Raw genomic sequence first — 19,222 nt, 5'->3', positions numbered from 1 at the left:
AGGTATTTGTATGTATTCACAAAATCTAAAAATACTTTTTAATCACCCAGCAAACTGTTGGGAAGAAGCACTTCCAATAGGTAATGGAAGTTTGGGAGCGATGATTTATGGTGGTGTTGAATATGAAACAATCCAGTTAAATGAAGAAAGTATTTGGTCATGTGGTCCTCGGAGGAGAGAAAATCCTGATGCACTGAGGTACTTACAGGAGATACGAAAGAGCATTTTAGAAGGTAATATAAAAAGAGCTGAAGAACTTTCTGTTTTTGCTCTTTCTGGAACACCCCATAGCGAAGGAAACTATGAACCGCTAGGTTACCTTGATATATACTTTGAAGGGATTGAGAAAGATAAAATTGAGAATTATTGCAGGTATCTAGATATTTCTAATGCCATTTGTAAGGTTGAATTCAGTGTAGGTAAAGCAAGGTATGATAAGCTTTACTTTTCATCATTTCCGGATAAAGTAATTGTAATTAAGATAAGTTGCAGCGAAAAATGTGGAGTCACTTTAAGAGCAAAGTTTAGGCGTGAATTTCAGGAAGACATAGACAGATGTGGTAAAATAGGTAATGATAAAATATTTTTTGAGTGTACAGCTGGAAGTGGAAGAGGGGTTTCTTTTTCTGCTATGCTAAAGGCTGTATCAAAAGATGGGGATGTCTATACAATTGGTGACAATTTGTTTATAAAAAATGCAACTGAGGTTATGCTTTTAATTACCTCAACAACCAGCTACAAAGAAAAAGATTATTTTAACTGGTGTTTGAAAACATTAGAACAAGTATCTAAACATGATTTTGAAGAACTTTATAAGAGACATACAGAAGATTATAAATCATTGTTTGACAGAGTTGAGTTTTATATCGATACAGCAAATACTAACGACCGTATTGGATTGACAACTCCAGAGAGAATTAACTTATTAAAAAAAGGATATAGAGATGAAGAATTAATAGTACTACTTTTTCAATTTGGGAGATATTTGCTAATATCAAGTAGTCGTCCGGGGTGTTTGCCACCAAATTTGCAGGGAATTTGGAACAAAGAAATGAAGCCACCTTGGGGCAGTAAATATACCATAAATATTAATCTACAGATGAATTACTGGCCAGCTGAAATATGTAATTTATCTGAATGCCATTTGCCCTTGTTTACACTGCTTGAGAGAATGTATGAAAATGGGAAAATTACTGCTCAGAAGATGTACAATTGCCGAGGATTCTGTGCACATCATAACACAGATATTTGGGGAGATACTGCACCGCAGGATATATACATTCCCGCAACATATTGGCCAATGGGAGCTGCATGGCTTTGTCTTCATATATGGGAACATTATGAATATACAGGAGATTTAGATTTTCTAAAAAAATACTACTATTTAATGAGGGAAGCAGCGCTATTTTTGTTAGATTATCTCATTGAAGATAAAAACGGCTACCTTGTAACATGTCCATCCTGTTCACCGGAGAATAGCTATAAACTGAATGGTAATGTTTATAGTCTAACATATATGCCAACAATAGACATTCAAATAATTAGTGTACTCTTTGAGAAAGTTAAAAAAGCTAATGATATTTTAAAATTAAATGATGAGATTATTGAAAAAATAGATTATGCGCTTGAAAAACTTCCACCGATTAAGATTGGGAAATATGGGCAGATTCAGGAGTGGATAGAAGATTATGAAGAAGCAGAACCAGGGCACAGGCATATTTCTCATTTATTTGGGCTTTATCCTGAAAACCAGATAACTTTTGAAAAAACACCGCAGCTTTTCGAAGCTGCAAAGAAAACGTTGCAAAGAAGACTTGAACATGGTTCTGGACATACTGGTTGGAGCAGGGCTTGGGTTATATGTATTTTGGCAAGACTTAAAGAAGGGGATAAAGCCTATAAAAATATCTTAGAACTTTTAAAAAGATCAACTTTGCCTAATTTACTTGACAACCATCCGCCATTTCAAATTGATGGAAACTTTGGTGCAACTGCTGGTATAGCAGAGATGCTTATGCAGTCATATGACGATACCATTGAACTTTTGCCTGCACTTCCAAGTGATTGGAAAAGCGGATATATAAAAGGTTTAAAAGCACGTGGTGGGCACACGGTTGATATTTATTGGGAGAATGGTATTTTTAAAAAAGCAAAAGTTATTCTGGGATTTAAAGAAAGTGTTATTTTAAAGTATAAAAAAAGTTGTATTGAAATCAGAGGCTGTGAAGGAGAAGAAAAAATAATATTTTATGATAATTTTCTTATTATATGATATTTTGATAAAATTTTAAAAGTATATGGGTATAAACAACCATATAAATTTGAAACACAACTAAGTTATCAAATAGTTTAGTGAGGTGAAAATAATGGCAAGACTTTTTACTGTTGGTGAAGATAAGTTAATAAGTAAATATGACAGAGAAATTCTGTGGATTGAGGCATGGGGTAAAAATGGCTTGCGAGTTCGTGCGACTTTAGAAGGGAATATGCCAGAAAATGACTGGGCTTTATTACCCAAAGCTAAGAATAACAATAGTAACGTGGGAATAGAGATTGACGGAAATAGAGCAGCAATAAGAAATGGTAACATATATGCAGTAATAGAACAAACTGGTGATATTACGTTTTATAACAATGAAAATAGGATTATATTAAAAGAATATACATCAAGATTTGCAGCAGGCTTGCGTAAAAGAGGTCGTGAGTTTCAGCCAATTCCAGGAGGTAGCTATAGATTAACTGTTCGCTTTGAATCAGAACCTAACGAAAAGCTTTATGGAATGGGGCAATATCAACAGCCATACTTGAATTTAAAGGGATGTGCTTTAGAACTTGCACATAGAAACACCCAATCAAGCGTTCCTTTTTTGGTTTCAAACATTGGATATGGTTTTTTGTGGAACAATCCGGCAATTGGAAGGGTTGTATTTGGTAAAAATATAACTGAATGGGAAGCATTTGTAACTAAAACTATGGATTATTGGATAACAGCAGGTAATAATCCAGCTGAAATTTTAGAACAATATATGCAAGTTACAGGCACACCTCCAATGATGCCTGACTATGCAATGGGATTTTGGCAAAGTAAATTGAGGTATAGAAATACTCAAGAATTAATGGATGTAGCGTATGAATATAAAAGACGTAATCTTCCTCTTGATGTAATTGTGATTGATTTTTTCCATTGGCCACATCAGGGAGACTGGAAATTTGATGAAGATTACTGGCCTAATCCAGAGAAAATGGTAGAAGAGCTAAGAAAAATGGGTATTGAAGTAATGGTATCTATATGGCCGACTGTTGAGAAAGAAAGTGAAAATTACGAAGAGATGTTTTCGAAGGGATTACTTATGAGTACCGACCGGGGACCACGTGTGACAATGCAGTTTATAAATGACACTCTTTTTGTTGATATGACTAATCCCGAAGCACGTGAATTTATGTGGGGAAAAGTCAAAGAAAATTATTTTTCAAAAGGCATTAAAATGTACTGGCTTGATGAAGCCGAGCCAGAGTTCCATAAATATGAATTTGATAATTATCGATATTACTTGGGAACATGTTTAGAAATAGGAAATATTTATCCTCTACTGTATGCAAAAACTTTTTATGATGGATTGAAAAAGGAAGGTATAGAAAACATAATTAACTTAATTCGTTGTGCTTGGGCTGGAGCACAGCGCTATGGAGTAGTTGTGTGGTCGGGGGATATTGCATCTACTTTTGAATCATTGAGAAATCAAGTTGCATGTGGCTTAAATATGGCAATGGCGGGAATACCCTGGTGGACAAGTGACATAGGAGGTTTCTATGGCGGTAATCCAGAGGATCCTTCTTTTAGAGAATTGATAATCAGATGGTTTCAATTTGGAGCATTTTGTCCTGTATTTAGACTGCATGGTGACAGAAAACCTTATACTCCACCAACAAGTAATAAAGGTGGGGGAAAATGGGTACTGGTGGACCAAATGAAGTATGGAGCTATGGTGAAGAAGCTTATGAGATTTTTAAAAAGTATCTTTATATTCGTGAAAAGCTCAAGCCATATATAAAAAGGCAGATGTTACTTGCACATGAAAAAGGGACACCGATTATGCGACCATTATTTTATGATTTCCCCTTTGATACAAGATCATGGGAAATAGAAGATGAATTTATGTTCGGACCTGATATATTAGTAGCTCCTGTATTATATGAAGGTGTGAGAGAAAGGACTGTTTATCTGCCTGAAGGAGCTAAATGGTATGAATGGGAAACAGGAAAAGTATATGAAGGTGGAAAAGAAATTATTTGCCAAGCTCCATTGAATACGATACCAGTTTTTATAAAAAATCAGGTAGAACTTTGGTAAACTTAAAAAAGAATATTGGGGCTGTCTGAAAATAAATCGAGGATTCTTCTACAATAAGCAGATAGCACTAAAAAAGGTTAAAAGTTGTAAACAAAAGAACCATCCAACTATCTTTTGGACAGCCCCCCATGTATCTTAATAAATTAATTTTTTACCCTAATGGGATATAGTTCAATATTTAAACACAAGACGCGAAAAATTATACAATCCAAACTTAGTGATTGAAGAGTCATGTGCTGCTCCTTCCACTGAAACCCAGAAATGATTTATACCTTTTGATAAAAGTTCTTGATGCAATGCTTCAACTCGGCTGTACAAAAAGTCGTTTGTTCCACATGTAATGTATAAAAGCTTTAACTTTGAATTATAATAGCTAACATCTTTAACCAATTTTGGTGAATATGCAGGAGCTATTGCACCTACATATGCGAAGTAGTTGCTGAAGTAGTCTAAACCAATAGTAAGAGCTTGACCACCGCCCATTGAAAATCCAATAATTGCTCTATGCTCTCTTTCTTTATATACCGAAAAGTTTTTTTCAATGGCTGGGATCAAATAGTTAATCAAATCGTGATGAAAATTGTAAAATGCATTTATATTATCTTCACTAAATACGCTTTCGTAAGTTTTTGGTCTTGAGTCATCAGCTCTGGCACGGCAATTTGGAAATATTACTATCATATTCATAAGTTGTCCTGAAGCATATAAGTTGTCAAGAATATTTTCTGGATTTGATGATTCTAACCATTCTCTCTCGTCACCGCCTATTCCATGCAACACATACATTGTATTAAATTTCATATTACTTGTGTAGTTTGGTGGTAACCATACAAGGGCTTTCCTTGTTGTCTTTGTGTATCCTGAATAATAAGTAAATTCTTTTATTGTTCCATGTTTGATGGAAGTTTTATATGAATCAAACTCATTAGGAGGATTCCAATTAACCTTAGCATTATAGTCTACTACTGGTTGAAGTTTAAAGAGTTGATTTTTGCTGCTACTCTGTTTCTTTTGAATACATAAACTTGTGTTTTTATTATCTGAAGAACTTATTTCTAAAACTAATCCACTGTACTTGTTCTTTATAATGAAATAATTTTCTTTAACTTCTTCAATTGCCCACTTTTGCGTATCTGAACCGTTAAATTTTCTGATGCAAATTTCTATATCATCGTTTTTAGACTTTTTATAGACATCAAGTACCATTTCATTTAGAATGTTTTGTATTTTATAACATCCTTTTTCAACAGAAATAAACCTCCATTTCTGATTAATATTACCTATATAATCACTTTGAATTACAGGTGCACCTTCTTTTGAACTTGTAGGCTGAAGGCATTTATTAGTGTTAAATGAGTAGATAACATATGCGGTTAAAATATTATTTTGAGCTAGTAAAACTTTTGGAGATGTTTTTGTATTTGCAGTGGCTAAAATAAAATTGTGAGATATTAATAAGCTGAATACAGTTAAGATAAGGATTGACCTAAAAAATTTTTTAACCATCACTATTTACCTCCTCGCTAATTACTTTATTAATTTTCAAATGAGTAAAATATTTTTATGAAACCTATTAATCTAATTTTGGAAAATTCCCACAACTTTCTCGAAAGATAAAATATGAATCTTCAATAAGACTGATAGGTTCACTGGAGATTCCTGTTATCATTTCGGTAATTAAATTTAAAGATTTGTATACCATTCTTTCAATTGAATAATCAATTACTGTTAATTTAGGATTTAATAGTTCACATGTTAAAAGATCACTGCATCCTACAATTTCAACATCGTCTGGGATAGAATATCCATTTTCTTTCAAAACAGAATAAACTCCATATGCCATAGTAGAGGAAAGAATGAAAATTGCTGTTGGCAAATCGCCATTACTTAGCATTTTTTTCATACAATTTCTTCCTGCTTCTGTGTCGACTTCATCATCAGTTATTATGTGGTTGTCTGAGATTGATAAATTGAGTTTTGTGCATGTATCAAGGAAACCTACTCTTCTCATACTAAAATTCCTGTTAAGATAAGAAGGTCCAATTAATCCAACACTTTTATGACCTCTTGCAGCAAACAGTTTAGCCACTTTTTCACCCAAACTATATTCGTCAACGTAAATACAGCTATATTTAGAGCTCTGTCTGTTAAACATTACAATTGGCATAACGGTATTTAGATTTTCCAAAAATTCAATGTCACTGTCAGTAGTTCCGACTACTATTACTCCATTGAATAGGTTTTCAACAAAAAGTTCTTTTAATTGTGCCAAATTTGATGGATAATAAGGTTTGAACACTGTTTCTATATTCATTTTTTTATTTAATATACAGTTCTGAAGACCATTGAAAAAACGCACTAATAAATCAGATAAATAAGTAGCTGGCCATAAAATTCCTATTAGCAGAGGAGATGAGCTTTGGTTAGATTTTTTTAGTCTTCTTGCAAAGACATTAGGTTGGTAGCCTAATTTTTTTGCTTCTTCTAATATTTTTTCTTGTGTCTCTTTAGAAATTCGCATTTCATCTCCCCGACCATTTAAGACAATTGATACTGTTATTGGTGAAACATTTGTTCTTTCGGCTATTAGTTTTATTGTACCTTTTTTCTTGCTGCTCATAAGATGTGTCCTCCATCGACTGACTGTTATAATACTATAAATATAATTTCGAAATATGAAGTATCATAAAAAAATGTGTGCGATATTATTTAAACTAAATCGATACAGCTAAATTATAATAATAATTTTCAAACGTGTCAAATATTTTATTTTATGACGTATAAATTTTATCAAAGGCTTAAGGTAAGTAGTCAAAAATTTAAATAAAAATTGACGCTTTATTGCTGTAACGTTACAATAGTAATCAAGAAAAATGTTTGTTTATAATTGATGTAAAAATTTTCTATAAGTACCTTTTTAATATAGATGACATTATTAAAAAATTAGGATTCAGATTCATTTATAAACTGATAAACAAATAATAACCATTAATAGGAGGTATTCATATGTTAAGACGGGTAATTACAGAAAATGGAATAGTAGAAGGGCTTCCAGCTTCTGACCCAAGGATAACGGTGTTCAAAGGAATTCCTTTTGCAGCACCTCCTGTTGGCAACTTGAGATGGAAGCCACCTCAGCCATGCAAGAATTGGGAAGGTGTTTACAAAGCTTATACTTTTGCACCCATTTCAATTCAAACTACCCCAGGATTAGACCCTGATAATATTTACACGAAAGAATGGCATGTTGATCCTAATGTGCCCATGAGTGAAGATTGTTTATATTTAAATGTATGGACTCCAGCAAGACATCCTGAGGAAAAATTACCAGTGATGATTTGGTTTTTCGGTGGAGGATTGCAAGTTGGTTATACTTCAGAGATGGAATTTGATGGTGAACGTATAGCTAGAAGAGGAATTGTGTTTGTAAGTGTAAATTATCGATTAAATGTGTTTGGCTTTTTTGCGCATCCTGAGATTTCAGAAGAGAACAAGGATGGCCCCAAAGCCAATTTTGGATTATTAGATCAACTGGCAGGAATTGAATGGGTAAGACGAAATATTGCAGCTTTTGGAGGTGATCCAAACAATATTACTATATTTGGGCAATCTGCGGGAGGAGGCTGTGTAACTGCCCATGTTACATCACCTATTAGCAAAGGGTTATTCCAAAAAGCTATTATACAAAGTGGAGGTGGTTTTGCACCGCGTTTTAACCAAGGATATCCTTCATTAAGTGAAGCTGAGAAGATGGGAGAAGAATTTTTCAAGTTTTTAGGGGTTAAGAACTTAGATGAAGCAAGAAATTTAGATGCAAGAGTAATTTTTGAGAAATCTGAAGAATTTGGTTATAGATGGGGATTTGTAAAAGATGGAGTGTATATAGTTGATGATCCTGTAAAGCTCATAATGAAAGGGAATTGGCATAAGATACCTTTGATAATGGGCCATACTGCAAATGAGTTTATAGAGAAACCAAATGTTGACACAATAGAAGAATTCAAAGAGTATGCATATAAAAAATTTGGTGAAGATGCCGAAGAATATATTAAACTGTGTACTGAAGGAACGAATGATATTGCTCAGATAAAGGAAAAAGGAAAAATAAATATGTTTGAGATTGGGAATTTAATGTGGTGTGAACATAATGCAAAAACTAAGGATGCAACAATTTATTGTTACTGTTTTGAGCCAGAGATTCCAGGTGATGACGCAGGAGCGTTTCATTCATCTGAACTATGGTTTGTTTTTGAGACATTGGCAAAGTGTTGGAGACCATTTGTTGGGAAACATTATGATTTAGCAAGGCAGATGTGTAATTATTGGACCAATTTTGCTAAAAAAGGAGATCCCAATGGATTAGATGCAGATGGTACTCCCATGCCAGAATGGCGACCTTATACTAAAGAGGAACCATTTATAATGTTATTTGGTGACAAACCTTGTAAAGATCCTAATAGACCAACTAAACTAATGAAGTTTATGGTAAATCATCTTTTTAAAAAATTGAATATAGAGTAATTTGTAAACCATAAAAATTTTATATAAATGCAAAGGGGTGTTAGTAATATGGCGAAATTTGATGATTTGTCAAGATTGTTAAACAGTTTTGTTGAAAGTGGATTACCGGGTTGTGCATGTGCTGTAGCAAAAGATGGAGAGATATTATGGGAAGGATATTTTGGTTATGCAGATATGGAAAGAAAAATACCTATGAACGAAGGCAGTGTTTTTAGATTGGCATCAATGACCAAAGTCATAGTTTGTACAGCTGCTTTAATACTTTACGAAAGGGGTAAGTTTTTGTTAAGTGACCCAGTTTATGAGTATATTCCTGAATACAAAGAAACATATGTGTATGTTAAGGATAATAATGGAGATTTAAAGATAGAAAAAGCCAAAAATCCAGTACTTGTAAAACATGCTTTTACTATGACAGTAGGTTTACCGTATCCTTTCAGAGAATCTCCTACAGCTATTGAAATGAGAAAAGTGAGAGAAGAGTTGACCAAGAAGTATGGCAAATATGACATAGTTACTGAGGCAAAAGCTATGGCGTCAGTACCTCAGGAGTTTGAACCGGGTACTAGATGGTTATATGGATATGGACATGATATAGTTGCAGCTCTTATCCAAGTTATATCTGGGAAAAAGGTGAGCGAATTTCTAAAAGAAGAGATTTTTGAACCGTTAGGTATGAATGATACTGCGTACCGCTATTTTGGTGATATAGAAGAAAGAATGGTTGCATGTTACAGAAAAAAAGAGGATGGAACATTTGAAAGGACAAAAGGGTTATTAGATGAATATCATGAACGAGATGCAGTGTATGAATCAGGAGGAGGGGGACTCTTTTCAACTGTCAGAGATTATATCAAATTTTCGCAAATGTTAGCTAATGGAGGAGTTTATAAAGGTAAGAGGATAATTGGGAGAAAAACTATAGATTTAATGAGGACCAATCAATTAAATAGTACTCAGTTATTAGATTTTAACAAGAATAACATTTACTTGTCTGGATACGGATATGGATTAGGTGTGAGGACGCTGATGAGTATTAACGAGAGCAATTTCAACAGTTCAATTGGAGAATTTGGATGGACTGGTGCTTTGGGAACTTATGTTTCAATTGACCCGAGTGAAGGTTTTTCCTTGGTATACATGCATCAAATGATACCGAATATGGAGGAATACTATCATTTAAGAGTAAGGTCTGTTGCTTATGGTTGTTTGTAAATAATTTTTAAAAGATCTCGAGAGTAAAAATAATAGAAGGGAGGTGTCTTTTATGGGAACGATGAAGGCTATTGTATTAGAAAAACCAAAAGTTTTAAAAATGGAAATAAGGGATAGACCTGTGATTGCGGATGACGAAGTATTAGTTGCTGTCAAATGTGTAGGGATTTGTGGTTCTGATGTTCATTATTATGAACATGGGAAAATAGGTAGATATGTTGTAGAAAAACCATTGATTTTAGGTCATGAGGCAAGCGGAGAAGTTGTCAGCGTAGGGAAAAATGTAAAAAAATTTAATGTTGGAGATAAAATAGTCATCGAACCTGGGGTAACTTGTGGGAAATGTGAATATTGTAAGAGTGGGCGATATAATCTATGTCCTGATGTTAAGTTTTTGGCTACACCGCCTGTTGATGGAGCACTGTGTGAATATGTAGCTGTAAGAGAGGATTATTTGTTTAAGGTTCCCAATGATGTTGATTATGACATAGCAACTTTGGTTGAACCACTGTCAGTAGGTATTCATGGTGCTATGCGGGGAAACGTAAAAGTTGGGGACAAAGTATTGATTTTAGGATTAGGTCCTGTAGGTTTGTTGACCATTTTAGCAGTAAAAGCATTTGGAGCAAGTCAAGTAATAGCAGTAGATGTTCAACCTTTGAGGTTGGAGGCAGCAAAGGAATTAGGAGCAACTCATGTCATAAATGCAAAAGAGAACAATTATAAGCAATTAATACTTGAAGCAACTGGAAATACTGGTCCAGATATAACTTTTGAAACTGCAGGTTCTAAAGAGACAAATAAAACAGCCTTTGAAATAACAAAACGCGGCGGTAGAATAGTCCTTATTGGTTTATTGGCAGAAAGTGAGGTTCCAGTAAATATAAATTCTGTTGTAGATAACGAGTATAACGTTTATGGTGTTTTTAGATATGCAAATACTTATAACAAAGCTATTGAAGTTTTGTCATGCAATTTAGAAAAAGTTAAAAAACTAGTAACTCATAGGTTTAAATTGGATGAGGCTGCACAAGCTTTTGAATTTGTAAGAGAAAATAAAGATAAATGTATAAAAGCGGTGATTGTCATATAATTTCCTTGACTTTGTCAATTTAAATTAAGAATTTTGTGAGGACTGGAACTGACAATAGATGGGTGTATTTTTGTCACTACATCATTTGTTAATACCAATAAACTCTAATCTTTTCTTCATATGTAGAAAGTTTTTGATATTTTTATTTTCATAACATTTGATATTTTTCCAGTTCCTCACTTAAGTTTTTACTTTGCCAAATATTTTTGATTTTTTATCTATTTCAAAAAATTATCAAGTTTATTGCCTCCTTTATCCTTGTCACTATTTATTTCTTTTATTCTTTTTCTTTAGCTTGTATTCCAGTATCCTACACAAGAGGTTAAAAATTGAGTCCGCTGTATAATTAGTAAAATAATCATCAAAAGGTGTTCACGTTTGTCAAGAAAATGAGATTTTTGAGACTACTAAAAAATATTGCTATTAAACAAGTACTAAAATATATATTGTTACAAGGATAGAAATTCGATTCACTATATTGACAAATTGTGAAAAATAGTATATACTAAGTTCAAAAATAGTGTTGATATATATTTTTTTTGTAAAATAAAAGCTAAACGTTTCATAATATTATTTCTCACTTATATATAGTAGTTTTTTTATCTTCAGAATTGCAGAAAAGGAGTAAAATTAAAAATGGCGAATGGAAGATTAAATGTTTTTGTAGGTGAAAAAAGATTTGTTGAAGATTACCCCCAAGGTGGGTATAAGACCAACTATAGATGGAAGATATGGTGGAGTAAGAGAGTCTTTAGAAGAGCAGACATGGAGATTAGCAAAATCGGTAGCAGAATTTATTGAAAAGAATGTTTATTTGCCGAATGGCGAGAGGGTAAAGTGTGTACTCCCTCCTCGGTGTATTGGTGGTGTTGTTGAGGCAAGAATGGCAGATGAACTTTTCAAAAAAGAGGGAGTTGGCCTTTCTATAACAGTCACGCCTTGCTGGTGTTATGGTTCTGAAACAATGGATATGACACTGGATATTCCTAAAGCTGTATGGGGATTTAATGGCACAGAAAGACTGGGTGCTGTATATCTTGCTGCAGTGTCGGCTGCTCACAACCAAAAAGGACTTCCTGTCTTTAAAATCTATGGCAAGGATGTTCAAGACAAAGATGATTTTTCGATTCCTCAAGATGTTCAAGAAAAGATTTTAAAGTTTGTAAAAAGTGCTTTAGCAGTTTCTATAATGAAAAATAAGTGCTATCTTTCAATTGGAAGCGTATCGATGGGAATTGCAGGTTCTATTGTTGACCCTGACTTTTTTGAGGATTATCTTGGGATGAGAGTTGAGTATGTTGACATGTCAGAGATAATAAGGCGGATAGAAGAAAAGATATACGACCAAGAAGAATTTGAAAAGGCAATACAGTGGGTGAGGAATAATTGTAAGGAAGGAGAAGACCCCAATCCACCAGAGAAAAGAGTTGACAGAAAAAAGAAGGATGAGGTATGGGAATTTGTTTTCAAGATGGCCATGATAACAAGAGATTTAATGATTGGTAACAAAAAGCTTGAAGCATTAGGTTATCCCGAAGAAGCACTTGGACATAATGCAATTTTAGCAGGATTTCAAGGACAGCGGCATTGGACAGATCATTTTCCAAATGGAGATTTCATGGAGACGATTCTCAACTCCTCTTTTGACTGGAATGGATTAAGACAGCCCTACATAATTGCTACTGAAATGACAGTTTAAACGGTGTATGTATGTTATTTAGGCATCTGCTTACAAATACAGCTCAGATTTTTGCAGATGTTCGAACATATTGGAGCGAAGGTGCTATTTATAGAGTAACTGGATGGAAACCAGAAGGATTTGCTCAAAATGGGGTTATTCATCTTATAAATTCAGGTTCAGCAGCTCTTGATGGAACAGGACAGCAAGAGATTGACGGCAAGCCTGCTATAAAGCCATTCTGGGAAATCACTCAAGAGGAAGTTAGAAAGTGTTTAGAAGCAACAAGGTTCTGCTATGCTAATCTGGACTATTTTAGAGGTGGAGGATTTTCCACAAAGTTTGTGACAAGAGGTGGTATGCCTGTTACAATCTCAAGATTAAATATTGTTAAAGGGTTGGGACCTGTTCTTCAGATTGCAGAAGGCTGGACAGTAGAACTTCCTCCAAATGTTCATGAAATACTTGACAGAAGGACAGAACCGACATGGCCAACCACATGGTTTGTACCAAAACTAACTGGCAAGGGACTGTTTAAGAGCGTATACTCTGTGATGGAAAACTGGGGAGCAAATCACTGTGAGATAATGTATGGACATGTAGGTGATTTGTTTATCACATTGGCATCTATGTTAAGGATTCCAGTGTGCATGCACAATGTAGAAGAAGAGAGGATCTTCAGGCCAAGCGCTTGGAGTGCCTTCGGAACAGAAGACTTAGAAGGTGCTGATTTTAGGGCTTGTAAGAATTTTGGGCCACTTTATAAGAAATAATTTGTACACAAGGAGGTCTTTTATACATGGAGGAGTATTTAAAAACCATCCAACAAGGTCCATTCTCACCAACATGGGAATCTTTACGACAATTCAAATGCCCTCAATGGTTTTTAGATGCTAAGTTTGGTATTTGGGCGCACTGGGGGCCTCAATCGGTTCCTATGTATGGTGACTGGTATGCACGCAATATTTATAGAGAAGGAGAGCCACAGTATTACTACCATTGGCGGAAGTATGGTCACCCTTCAAAAGTAGGTTACAAAGACATTGTTCAGATGTGGAAGGCCGAAAAGTTTAACCCAGAGGAATTAATTGACCTGTATATCAAAGCAGGGGCAAAATATTTTGTCGCTCAGGCTGTTCACCATGATAACTTTGATAACTGGAATTCTCGATACCATAGGTGGAATGCAGTAAATATGGGCCCAAAGAAAGATATTGTTGGAATGTGGTGCAAAGCTGCAAGAGAAAGAGGACTTCCGTTTGGTGTATCAGAACATTTAGCAGCAAGCTTTTCATGGTTTGCACCAAGTAAAGGACATGACACAAAAGGACCATATAAAGGTATCCCATATGATGGAAATGATCCGGCCTATGAGGATTTTTATCATCCAAATAGGGACGAGTACGAGTTGGAAAAACAGCAAGGGAAGATTGTCAATTGGTACTCACCAAATCCACAGTGGCATATGAAATGGTTTTTAAGAATCAAAGATTTGATTGACCAGTATGAACCAGACTTTTTATATTCAGACGGCGGTGTTCCTTTTGGTGAAATTGGGCTGAGTATAGTTGCGCATCTTTACAATACCAGTGCCAAAAATCACGGTGGTATAAATCAATCAGTATACACTCAAAAAGATACAAATCCAGAAGTCTATAAAATTGGTGTTTTGGACATTGAACGCGGAGCAGCCGAAGATATTCTACCTCATCCATGGCAGACCGATACATGTTTAGGTGGCTGGTTTTATGATGTAAGGGCTGTATATAAAACCCCGCAGCAGGTAATTGAAATGCTTGTTGATATTGTCAGCAAAGGTGGAAATCTTCTTTTGAATATTCCACAAAAACCAGATGGCACGCTGGATGATGAGTGTCTCTATATTCTTGATGAGATTGCAAAATGGATAAAAGTAAATGGTGAAGGTATTTATGCTACACGTCCATGGATAAAATATGGAGAAGGTCCGACAAAAGGGCAAGGTGGAGCTTTTCAGGAAAAGAAATTGGAATGGACAGAAGAAGATTTTAGGTTTACCCAAAAAGATGGCAAAATTTACGCTTTCCAGATGAAGTATCCAGGGGATCACAAGGCAATCATCAAAAGTTTGGGACTATCAAGTGGTATTTTTGTAAAAAAGATAAAACTTTTAGGATTTGAAAATGAGCTTGAATTTGAACAGTTGGAAAATGCTTTGGTTATCAAATTGCCAGAAAAGTGCTATAGCACAGGATACCCACATTGTTTTTGCATAGAGTAAAACTTTTTTCAGGGCTATTCCGAAAGGAAGAAGGAATAGCCCTGATGATTTTATCTACTTTTTAAAGCTTTTTTGTTCTTAAAATCAAATTTACAATGCTCTTTGTAGTTTCTTTCAAAAGCCGTGGAGCTTCCTTTAGGCATCTGTCAAGTGATGAAGCCATATCTACTATGGAGAAAATTGAGGTTATACCTTCTTTTGTGTACTCTTCAAAAGGACAATCAATTGACCCTGAAACAACAATTACCATTTTGCCAAACTTTGCCCCGAGTCTTGCAATTCCAATTGTAGATTTTCCAGACAAGCTTTGCCTGTCAAATCTTCCTTCTCCAGTGATTATAATATCTGCCCATTTGACGTGTTCTTCAGCCCTCGAAGCGCTTAATATATAGTCTATTCCTGATACATACTGAGCGTTCAAAAAAGCCAAAAGTGCAAATCCCAAACCTCCTGCGGCACCTGCTCCGCTTGATAGTGATAAATCTTTTCCAAGATACTCTTGAGCGACATTTGCAAAATTTCTAAGTCCCATATCAAGAAGCTTTACAGCATTTTCATCTGCACCTTTTTGTGGTGCAAACACATATGCTGCACCGTTTTCTCCGTATAATGGATTTGTAACATCACACAAAACTGTGAATTTAACTTTGCGAACATCATTCAAAAATTCTGAATCATTTATCTTTTTTATTTTCATCAGGTTTTCTCCGATTGGTTTCAGTTCATTTCCATTCTCGTCCAAAAATTTCATTCCAAGTGCAGAAAGCATTCCTGTACCTGCATCATTTGTTGCAGAGCCGCCAATACCAATGATGATTTCTTTAACTCCCTTTGAAATTGCATATTTGATGAGCTCGCCAACACCATATGTTGTTGTGTAAAGAGGATTTCTTTCTTCCTCTTTTAAAAGGAGAAGACCTGAACATTCTGCCATTTCAATGATTGCTTTACCTTCAAAAAATCCTATTCTGCTTTTGTTCTTCCTAAAAAGAGGGTCATTTACCTCAAGCTCTTCTATTTTGGCACCAAAAATTTTAGATAGAGCTGTTAAGGTTCCTTCTCCACCGTCAGCAAGCGGTAGCTGAAAAACTTCTGCACCTTTGTCAACCTCAACAATAGCTTCTTTTATTATCTCAGATGCGACTAAAGCGTCAAACGATCCTTTATATTTATCCGGTGCAACTAAATATTTCAAATAAGATTTCCTCCTTTCTTATCAATGCAGAGTTTACATTTATATTTTACCAAAATTTTTATCAGATGCTTTGTGTTTTTAGCGTAAAAATCCTTGCCCAAGCAATTGACATTGACAATATAATGTATTAGAATATTTAATGTTTTAAAATGAGGCCCCGAGTATTTGTTGATTGTATAGATTTAATATGGTGACCACAAAAATTTCAAAAGGAGTGAAGAAGAAAGCGATGAAGACATACCTTGCAAAGCCAAATGAAGTTCCAAAGAAATGGTATGTGATAGATGCAACAGGAAAGCCGCTTGGAAGACTTGCAGCTAAAATTGCTGTGATTTTGAGAGGAAAACACAAACCCCAGTTTACACCTAATGTTGACACAGGTGACTATGTGATTGTTATAAACGCTGAAAAGGTTGTTTTAACGGGGAAAAAGCTTGACAAGGACGGATACAGATATCATACAAAGTATCCAGGTGGACTCAAGTTCATACCATATCGAAGACTTCTTGAAAAGCATCCGGAGAAGGCAATTGAGATTGCGGTGCGCGGAATGCTTCCTAAAAATAGGCTGAGAGATAGGTTCATGAGAAAGCTCAAAGTTTACAGAGGACCAAATCATCCACATGCAGCACAGAAGCCTGAAGTGCTGGAAATATAGTTTTAGTTAAGGGAGGATATGAAAGTGGCACAGGTAAAATACTATGCAACTGGTAGAAGAAAAACTTCTGTTGCTAAGGTTTGGCTCTCACCTGGGAGTGGAAAGATTATTGTGAATGACAAGAACATGGAAGAGTATTTTCCTCTTGAGACATTGAGAATTATTGTAAAGCAGCCATTGACACTTACCGAAACTCTTGGTAAGTATGATGTGATAGCAAAGGTTCAAGGAGGCGGTCTTTCTGGGCAAGCAGGTGCGGTAAGACATGGTATTGCAAGAGCACTTGTACTTGCTGATCCAACTTTAAGACCGGCGTTGAAAAAAGCTGGATTTCTTACAAGAGACCCGCGTATGGTGGAGAGAAAGAAATACGGTCTCAAGAAAGCAAGAAGAGCACCCCAGTTCTCGAAAAGATAAAAGAATTTTTGCAGCTCCTTTTTTCAAGGAGCTTTTATTTTTGCAATTTAGGAGTTTTTCTCTTTCACCTATTGACAATTTATACTCAAAAGAATATAATAAAATTGTAATTGCCAATGGGGGCATACCAAAAAAGGTATGTCCCCATTTTGCATTTTAGGTGGATATAGACTTTCAAAATAAAATTTGGGGGTGTTTTGGATGAACTATGCAGACATTGTATGGGTTTTAATTTCAACTGCTTTAGTTATGCTGATGACACCAGCAGTAGGTCTTTTTTATGGTGGCATGGTCAGAAGAAAAAACCTTCTTTCCACAATTACTATGTCAGCACTGACTCTGGGACTTATCAGCATTGAATGGGTTTTGATCGGTTATAGCATGGCTTTTGGACCTGACAGGTTTGGATTGATTGGTAGCTTTGAGTGGGCAGGGTTAAAAAATGTTGGATATAAACCCAATCCGGACTATGCAGCCACAATCCCACACCTTTTGTTTATGGCATTTCAGATGATGTTTGCAGTAATTACTCCTGCACTTATTGTAGGTGCTTATGTTGAGAGAATAAAGTTTAGCAGTTATATACTTTTTACATTACTGTGGTCAATATTTGTTTACAATCCAGTTGCGCACTGGGTGTGGGCAAAAGGTGGATGGCTCAAAAACTTGGGTGCTTTAGACTTTGCAGGAGGGACAGTTGTCCATATCACTGCAGGTGTGTCAGCTCTGGCACTATCGCTTGTGCTAAGAAAAAGAAAGGACTTTGGCAAAGTTCAGATGGAACCAAACAATATTCCACTTACGTTACTTGGTGCGTTTTTACTTTGGTTTGGCTGGTTCGGGTTCAATGGTGGAAGCAGCCTTGCTGCAAACGAGATTGGTGTCAACGCATTTGTTGTCACAAATGTTGCGGCAGCCTCTGCTGCAGTTTCCTGGATGATTATAAGCTGGCTTTACAAAAAACCAAGCGCAATTGGAATTGCAACAGGTGCAGTTGTTGGGCTTGTTGCAATAACACCTGCATCAGGTTATGTAAACTCTCTTTCAGCAATTGTGATTGGTGCAGTTGCTTCTATAATATCGTTCTACTGTATTAGACTCAGAGAAAGATTAGAACTTGATGAGACGTTAGATGTTTGGGCTTGTCATGGCATGGGTGGAACTTGGGGGGCAATAGCAACAGGAATATTTGCAAGCAAGGCTGTAAATCCAGCAGGAAACGATGGGCTCTTATTTGGAAACTACAAGCTGTTTTTTGTTCAGCTTATCTCGGTGTTAGTTGTTTGGGCATTTTCGTTTATTGTGACCATAATAATTTCAAAAGTGCTTGACAGAACAGTTGGTTTGGCTGTGACATATGAAGAAGAGACAGTTGGGCTTGACATATCTCAGCATGGCGAAGAGGCTTATGGCGGAATTTAATTTTGGGGGTGTTTTGAGATGAAAAAAATAGAAGCTATCATAAGAGAAGAAAAACTCAACGACCTCAAGGAGTGCCTTGAAAAAGAGGGTATATACGGAATGACAGTTATGAGAGTTAAAGGAAGAGGCATACAGCGCGGTATTACCTTGCAGTGGAGAGCCGGAAGCTATACCGTGGATCTTCTTCCTAAGGTTCTGGTAATGATTGTTGTGAGTGATGAGAAGTTTGAAAAGGTGATCGACATTATTCTGGAGTGCTGTTCAACAGGAAATCCAGGTGATGGTAAGATTTTTGTATCAGAGGTAAGTGAGGTTATAAGGATTAGTAGCAAGGAAAGAAATGTAAAGCTATAAAATTCTTGAATTTTTTAAAATCAAAAGGGCTACCTTGCTAAGAGGTTTGAAAATAAGA

Annotated in this window: 12 protein-coding genes and 2 pseudogenes; 11 read left to right on the top strand and 3 right to left on the bottom strand. The window is 35.5% G+C overall.

Translation table 11 applies throughout. From position 1 onward, the window contains the following. Positions 1-10: 10 nt before the first annotated feature. Together COB47_RS09295 and COB47_RS12805 are read left to right on the top strand one after the other, a co-directional pair. Positions 11-2,272 (top strand): glycoside hydrolase family 95 protein, encoded by a 2,262-nt coding sequence (locus COB47_RS09295; RefSeq protein WP_013291122.1) that lies wholly within the window; start codon positions 11-13, stop codon positions 2,270-2,272. Positions 2,273-2,366: 94 nt separating this feature from the next. Next, a pseudogene (locus COB47_RS12805) lies at positions 2,367-4,351 on the top strand (glycoside hydrolase family 31 protein). 171 nt (positions 4,352-4,522) lie between these two features. Here COB47_RS12805 and COB47_RS09285 read toward each other — a convergent pair. Together COB47_RS09285 and COB47_RS09280 are read right to left on the bottom strand one after the other, a co-directional pair. Next, the gene (locus tag COB47_RS09285) at positions 4,523-5,857 is read right to left on the bottom strand and encodes an RICIN domain-containing protein (protein ID WP_013291121.1); all 1,335 of its coding nucleotides are present in this window, start codon (positions 5,855-5,857) and stop codon (positions 4,523-4,525) included. Between the two features lie 67 nt (positions 5,858-5,924). Beyond that, positions 5,925-6,971, bottom strand: coding sequence for a substrate-binding domain-containing protein (locus COB47_RS09280; protein WP_013291120.1), 1,047 nt, complete (start codon positions 6,969-6,971; stop codon positions 5,925-5,927). Positions 6,972-7,357: 386 nt separating this feature from the next. On the opposite strand from COB47_RS09280, the gene COB47_RS09275 reads away from it, so the two are divergent. The 5 genes and pseudogenes from COB47_RS09275 (at position 7,358) to COB47_RS09255 (ending at position 15,118) form a co-directional block, all read left to right on the top strand. Further along, complete coding sequence (locus COB47_RS09275; protein WP_013291119.1) at positions 7,358-8,872, top strand: carboxylesterase/lipase family protein; 1,515 nt, start codon at positions 7,358-7,360, stop codon at positions 8,870-8,872. Positions 8,873-8,920: 48 nt separating this feature from the next. Continuing rightward, the gene (locus tag COB47_RS09270; protein WP_013291118.1) at positions 8,921-10,087 is read left to right on the top strand and encodes a serine hydrolase domain-containing protein; all 1,167 of its coding nucleotides are present in this window, start codon (positions 8,921-8,923) and stop codon (positions 10,085-10,087) included. A 52-nt stretch (positions 10,088-10,139) separates the two neighbouring features. Beyond that, a complete protein-coding gene (locus COB47_RS09265; protein ID WP_013291117.1) occupies positions 10,140-11,180 on the top strand; it encodes an NAD(P)-dependent alcohol dehydrogenase in 1,041 nt (346 codons plus the stop codon). Between the two features lie 636 nt (positions 11,181-11,816). Beyond that, positions 11,817-13,631: pseudogene (locus tag COB47_RS12995) on the top strand (L-fucose isomerase). Between the two features lie 26 nt (positions 13,632-13,657). After that, positions 13,658-15,118, top strand: a complete 1,461-nt coding sequence (locus COB47_RS09255; protein WP_013291116.1) for an alpha-L-fucosidase — start codon at positions 13,658-13,660, stop codon at positions 15,116-15,118. Between the two features lie 61 nt (positions 15,119-15,179). Here the strand turns inward: COB47_RS09255 and COB47_RS09250 are convergent, their stop codons facing one another. Beyond that, on the bottom strand, positions 15,180-16,313 hold the full coding sequence (locus COB47_RS09250; RefSeq protein ID WP_013291115.1) for a glycerate kinase: 1,134 nt from the start codon (positions 16,311-16,313) through the stop codon (positions 15,180-15,182). A gap of 229 nt (positions 16,314-16,542) precedes the next feature. Between COB47_RS09250 and rplM the strand changes: the two genes are divergently transcribed. From rplM to COB47_RS09230, 4 genes are all read left to right on the top strand, one after another. Further along, entirely contained in the window at positions 16,543-16,971 is a 429-nt protein-coding gene (rplM, locus tag COB47_RS09245) for a 50S ribosomal protein L13 (RefSeq protein ID WP_013291114.1), read from the top strand. Between the two features lie 24 nt (positions 16,972-16,995). After that, on the top strand, positions 16,996-17,388 hold the full coding sequence (rpsI, locus tag COB47_RS09240; protein ID WP_013291113.1) for a 30S ribosomal protein S9: 393 nt from the start codon (positions 16,996-16,998) through the stop codon (positions 17,386-17,388). A 201-nt stretch (positions 17,389-17,589) separates the two neighbouring features. Then, positions 17,590-18,810, top strand: a complete 1,221-nt coding sequence (locus tag COB47_RS09235) for an ammonium transporter (protein ID WP_013291112.1) — start codon at positions 17,590-17,592, stop codon at positions 18,808-18,810. A gap of 18 nt (positions 18,811-18,828) precedes the next feature. Continuing rightward, on the top strand, positions 18,829-19,164 hold the full coding sequence (locus COB47_RS09230; RefSeq protein WP_013291111.1) for a P-II family nitrogen regulator: 336 nt from the start codon (positions 18,829-18,831) through the stop codon (positions 19,162-19,164). Positions 19,165-19,222 lie beyond the last annotated feature (58 nt).

The organism is Caldicellulosiruptor obsidiansis OB47 (assembly GCF_000145215.1).
GTDB classification, from domain to species: Bacteria; Bacillota; Thermoanaerobacteria; order Caldicellulosiruptorales; family Caldicellulosiruptoraceae; genus Caldicellulosiruptor; species Caldicellulosiruptor obsidiansis.
The sequence above is the reverse complement of the archived record's forward strand: the minus strand, read 5'-3'. Positions and strand labels throughout refer to the sequence as shown.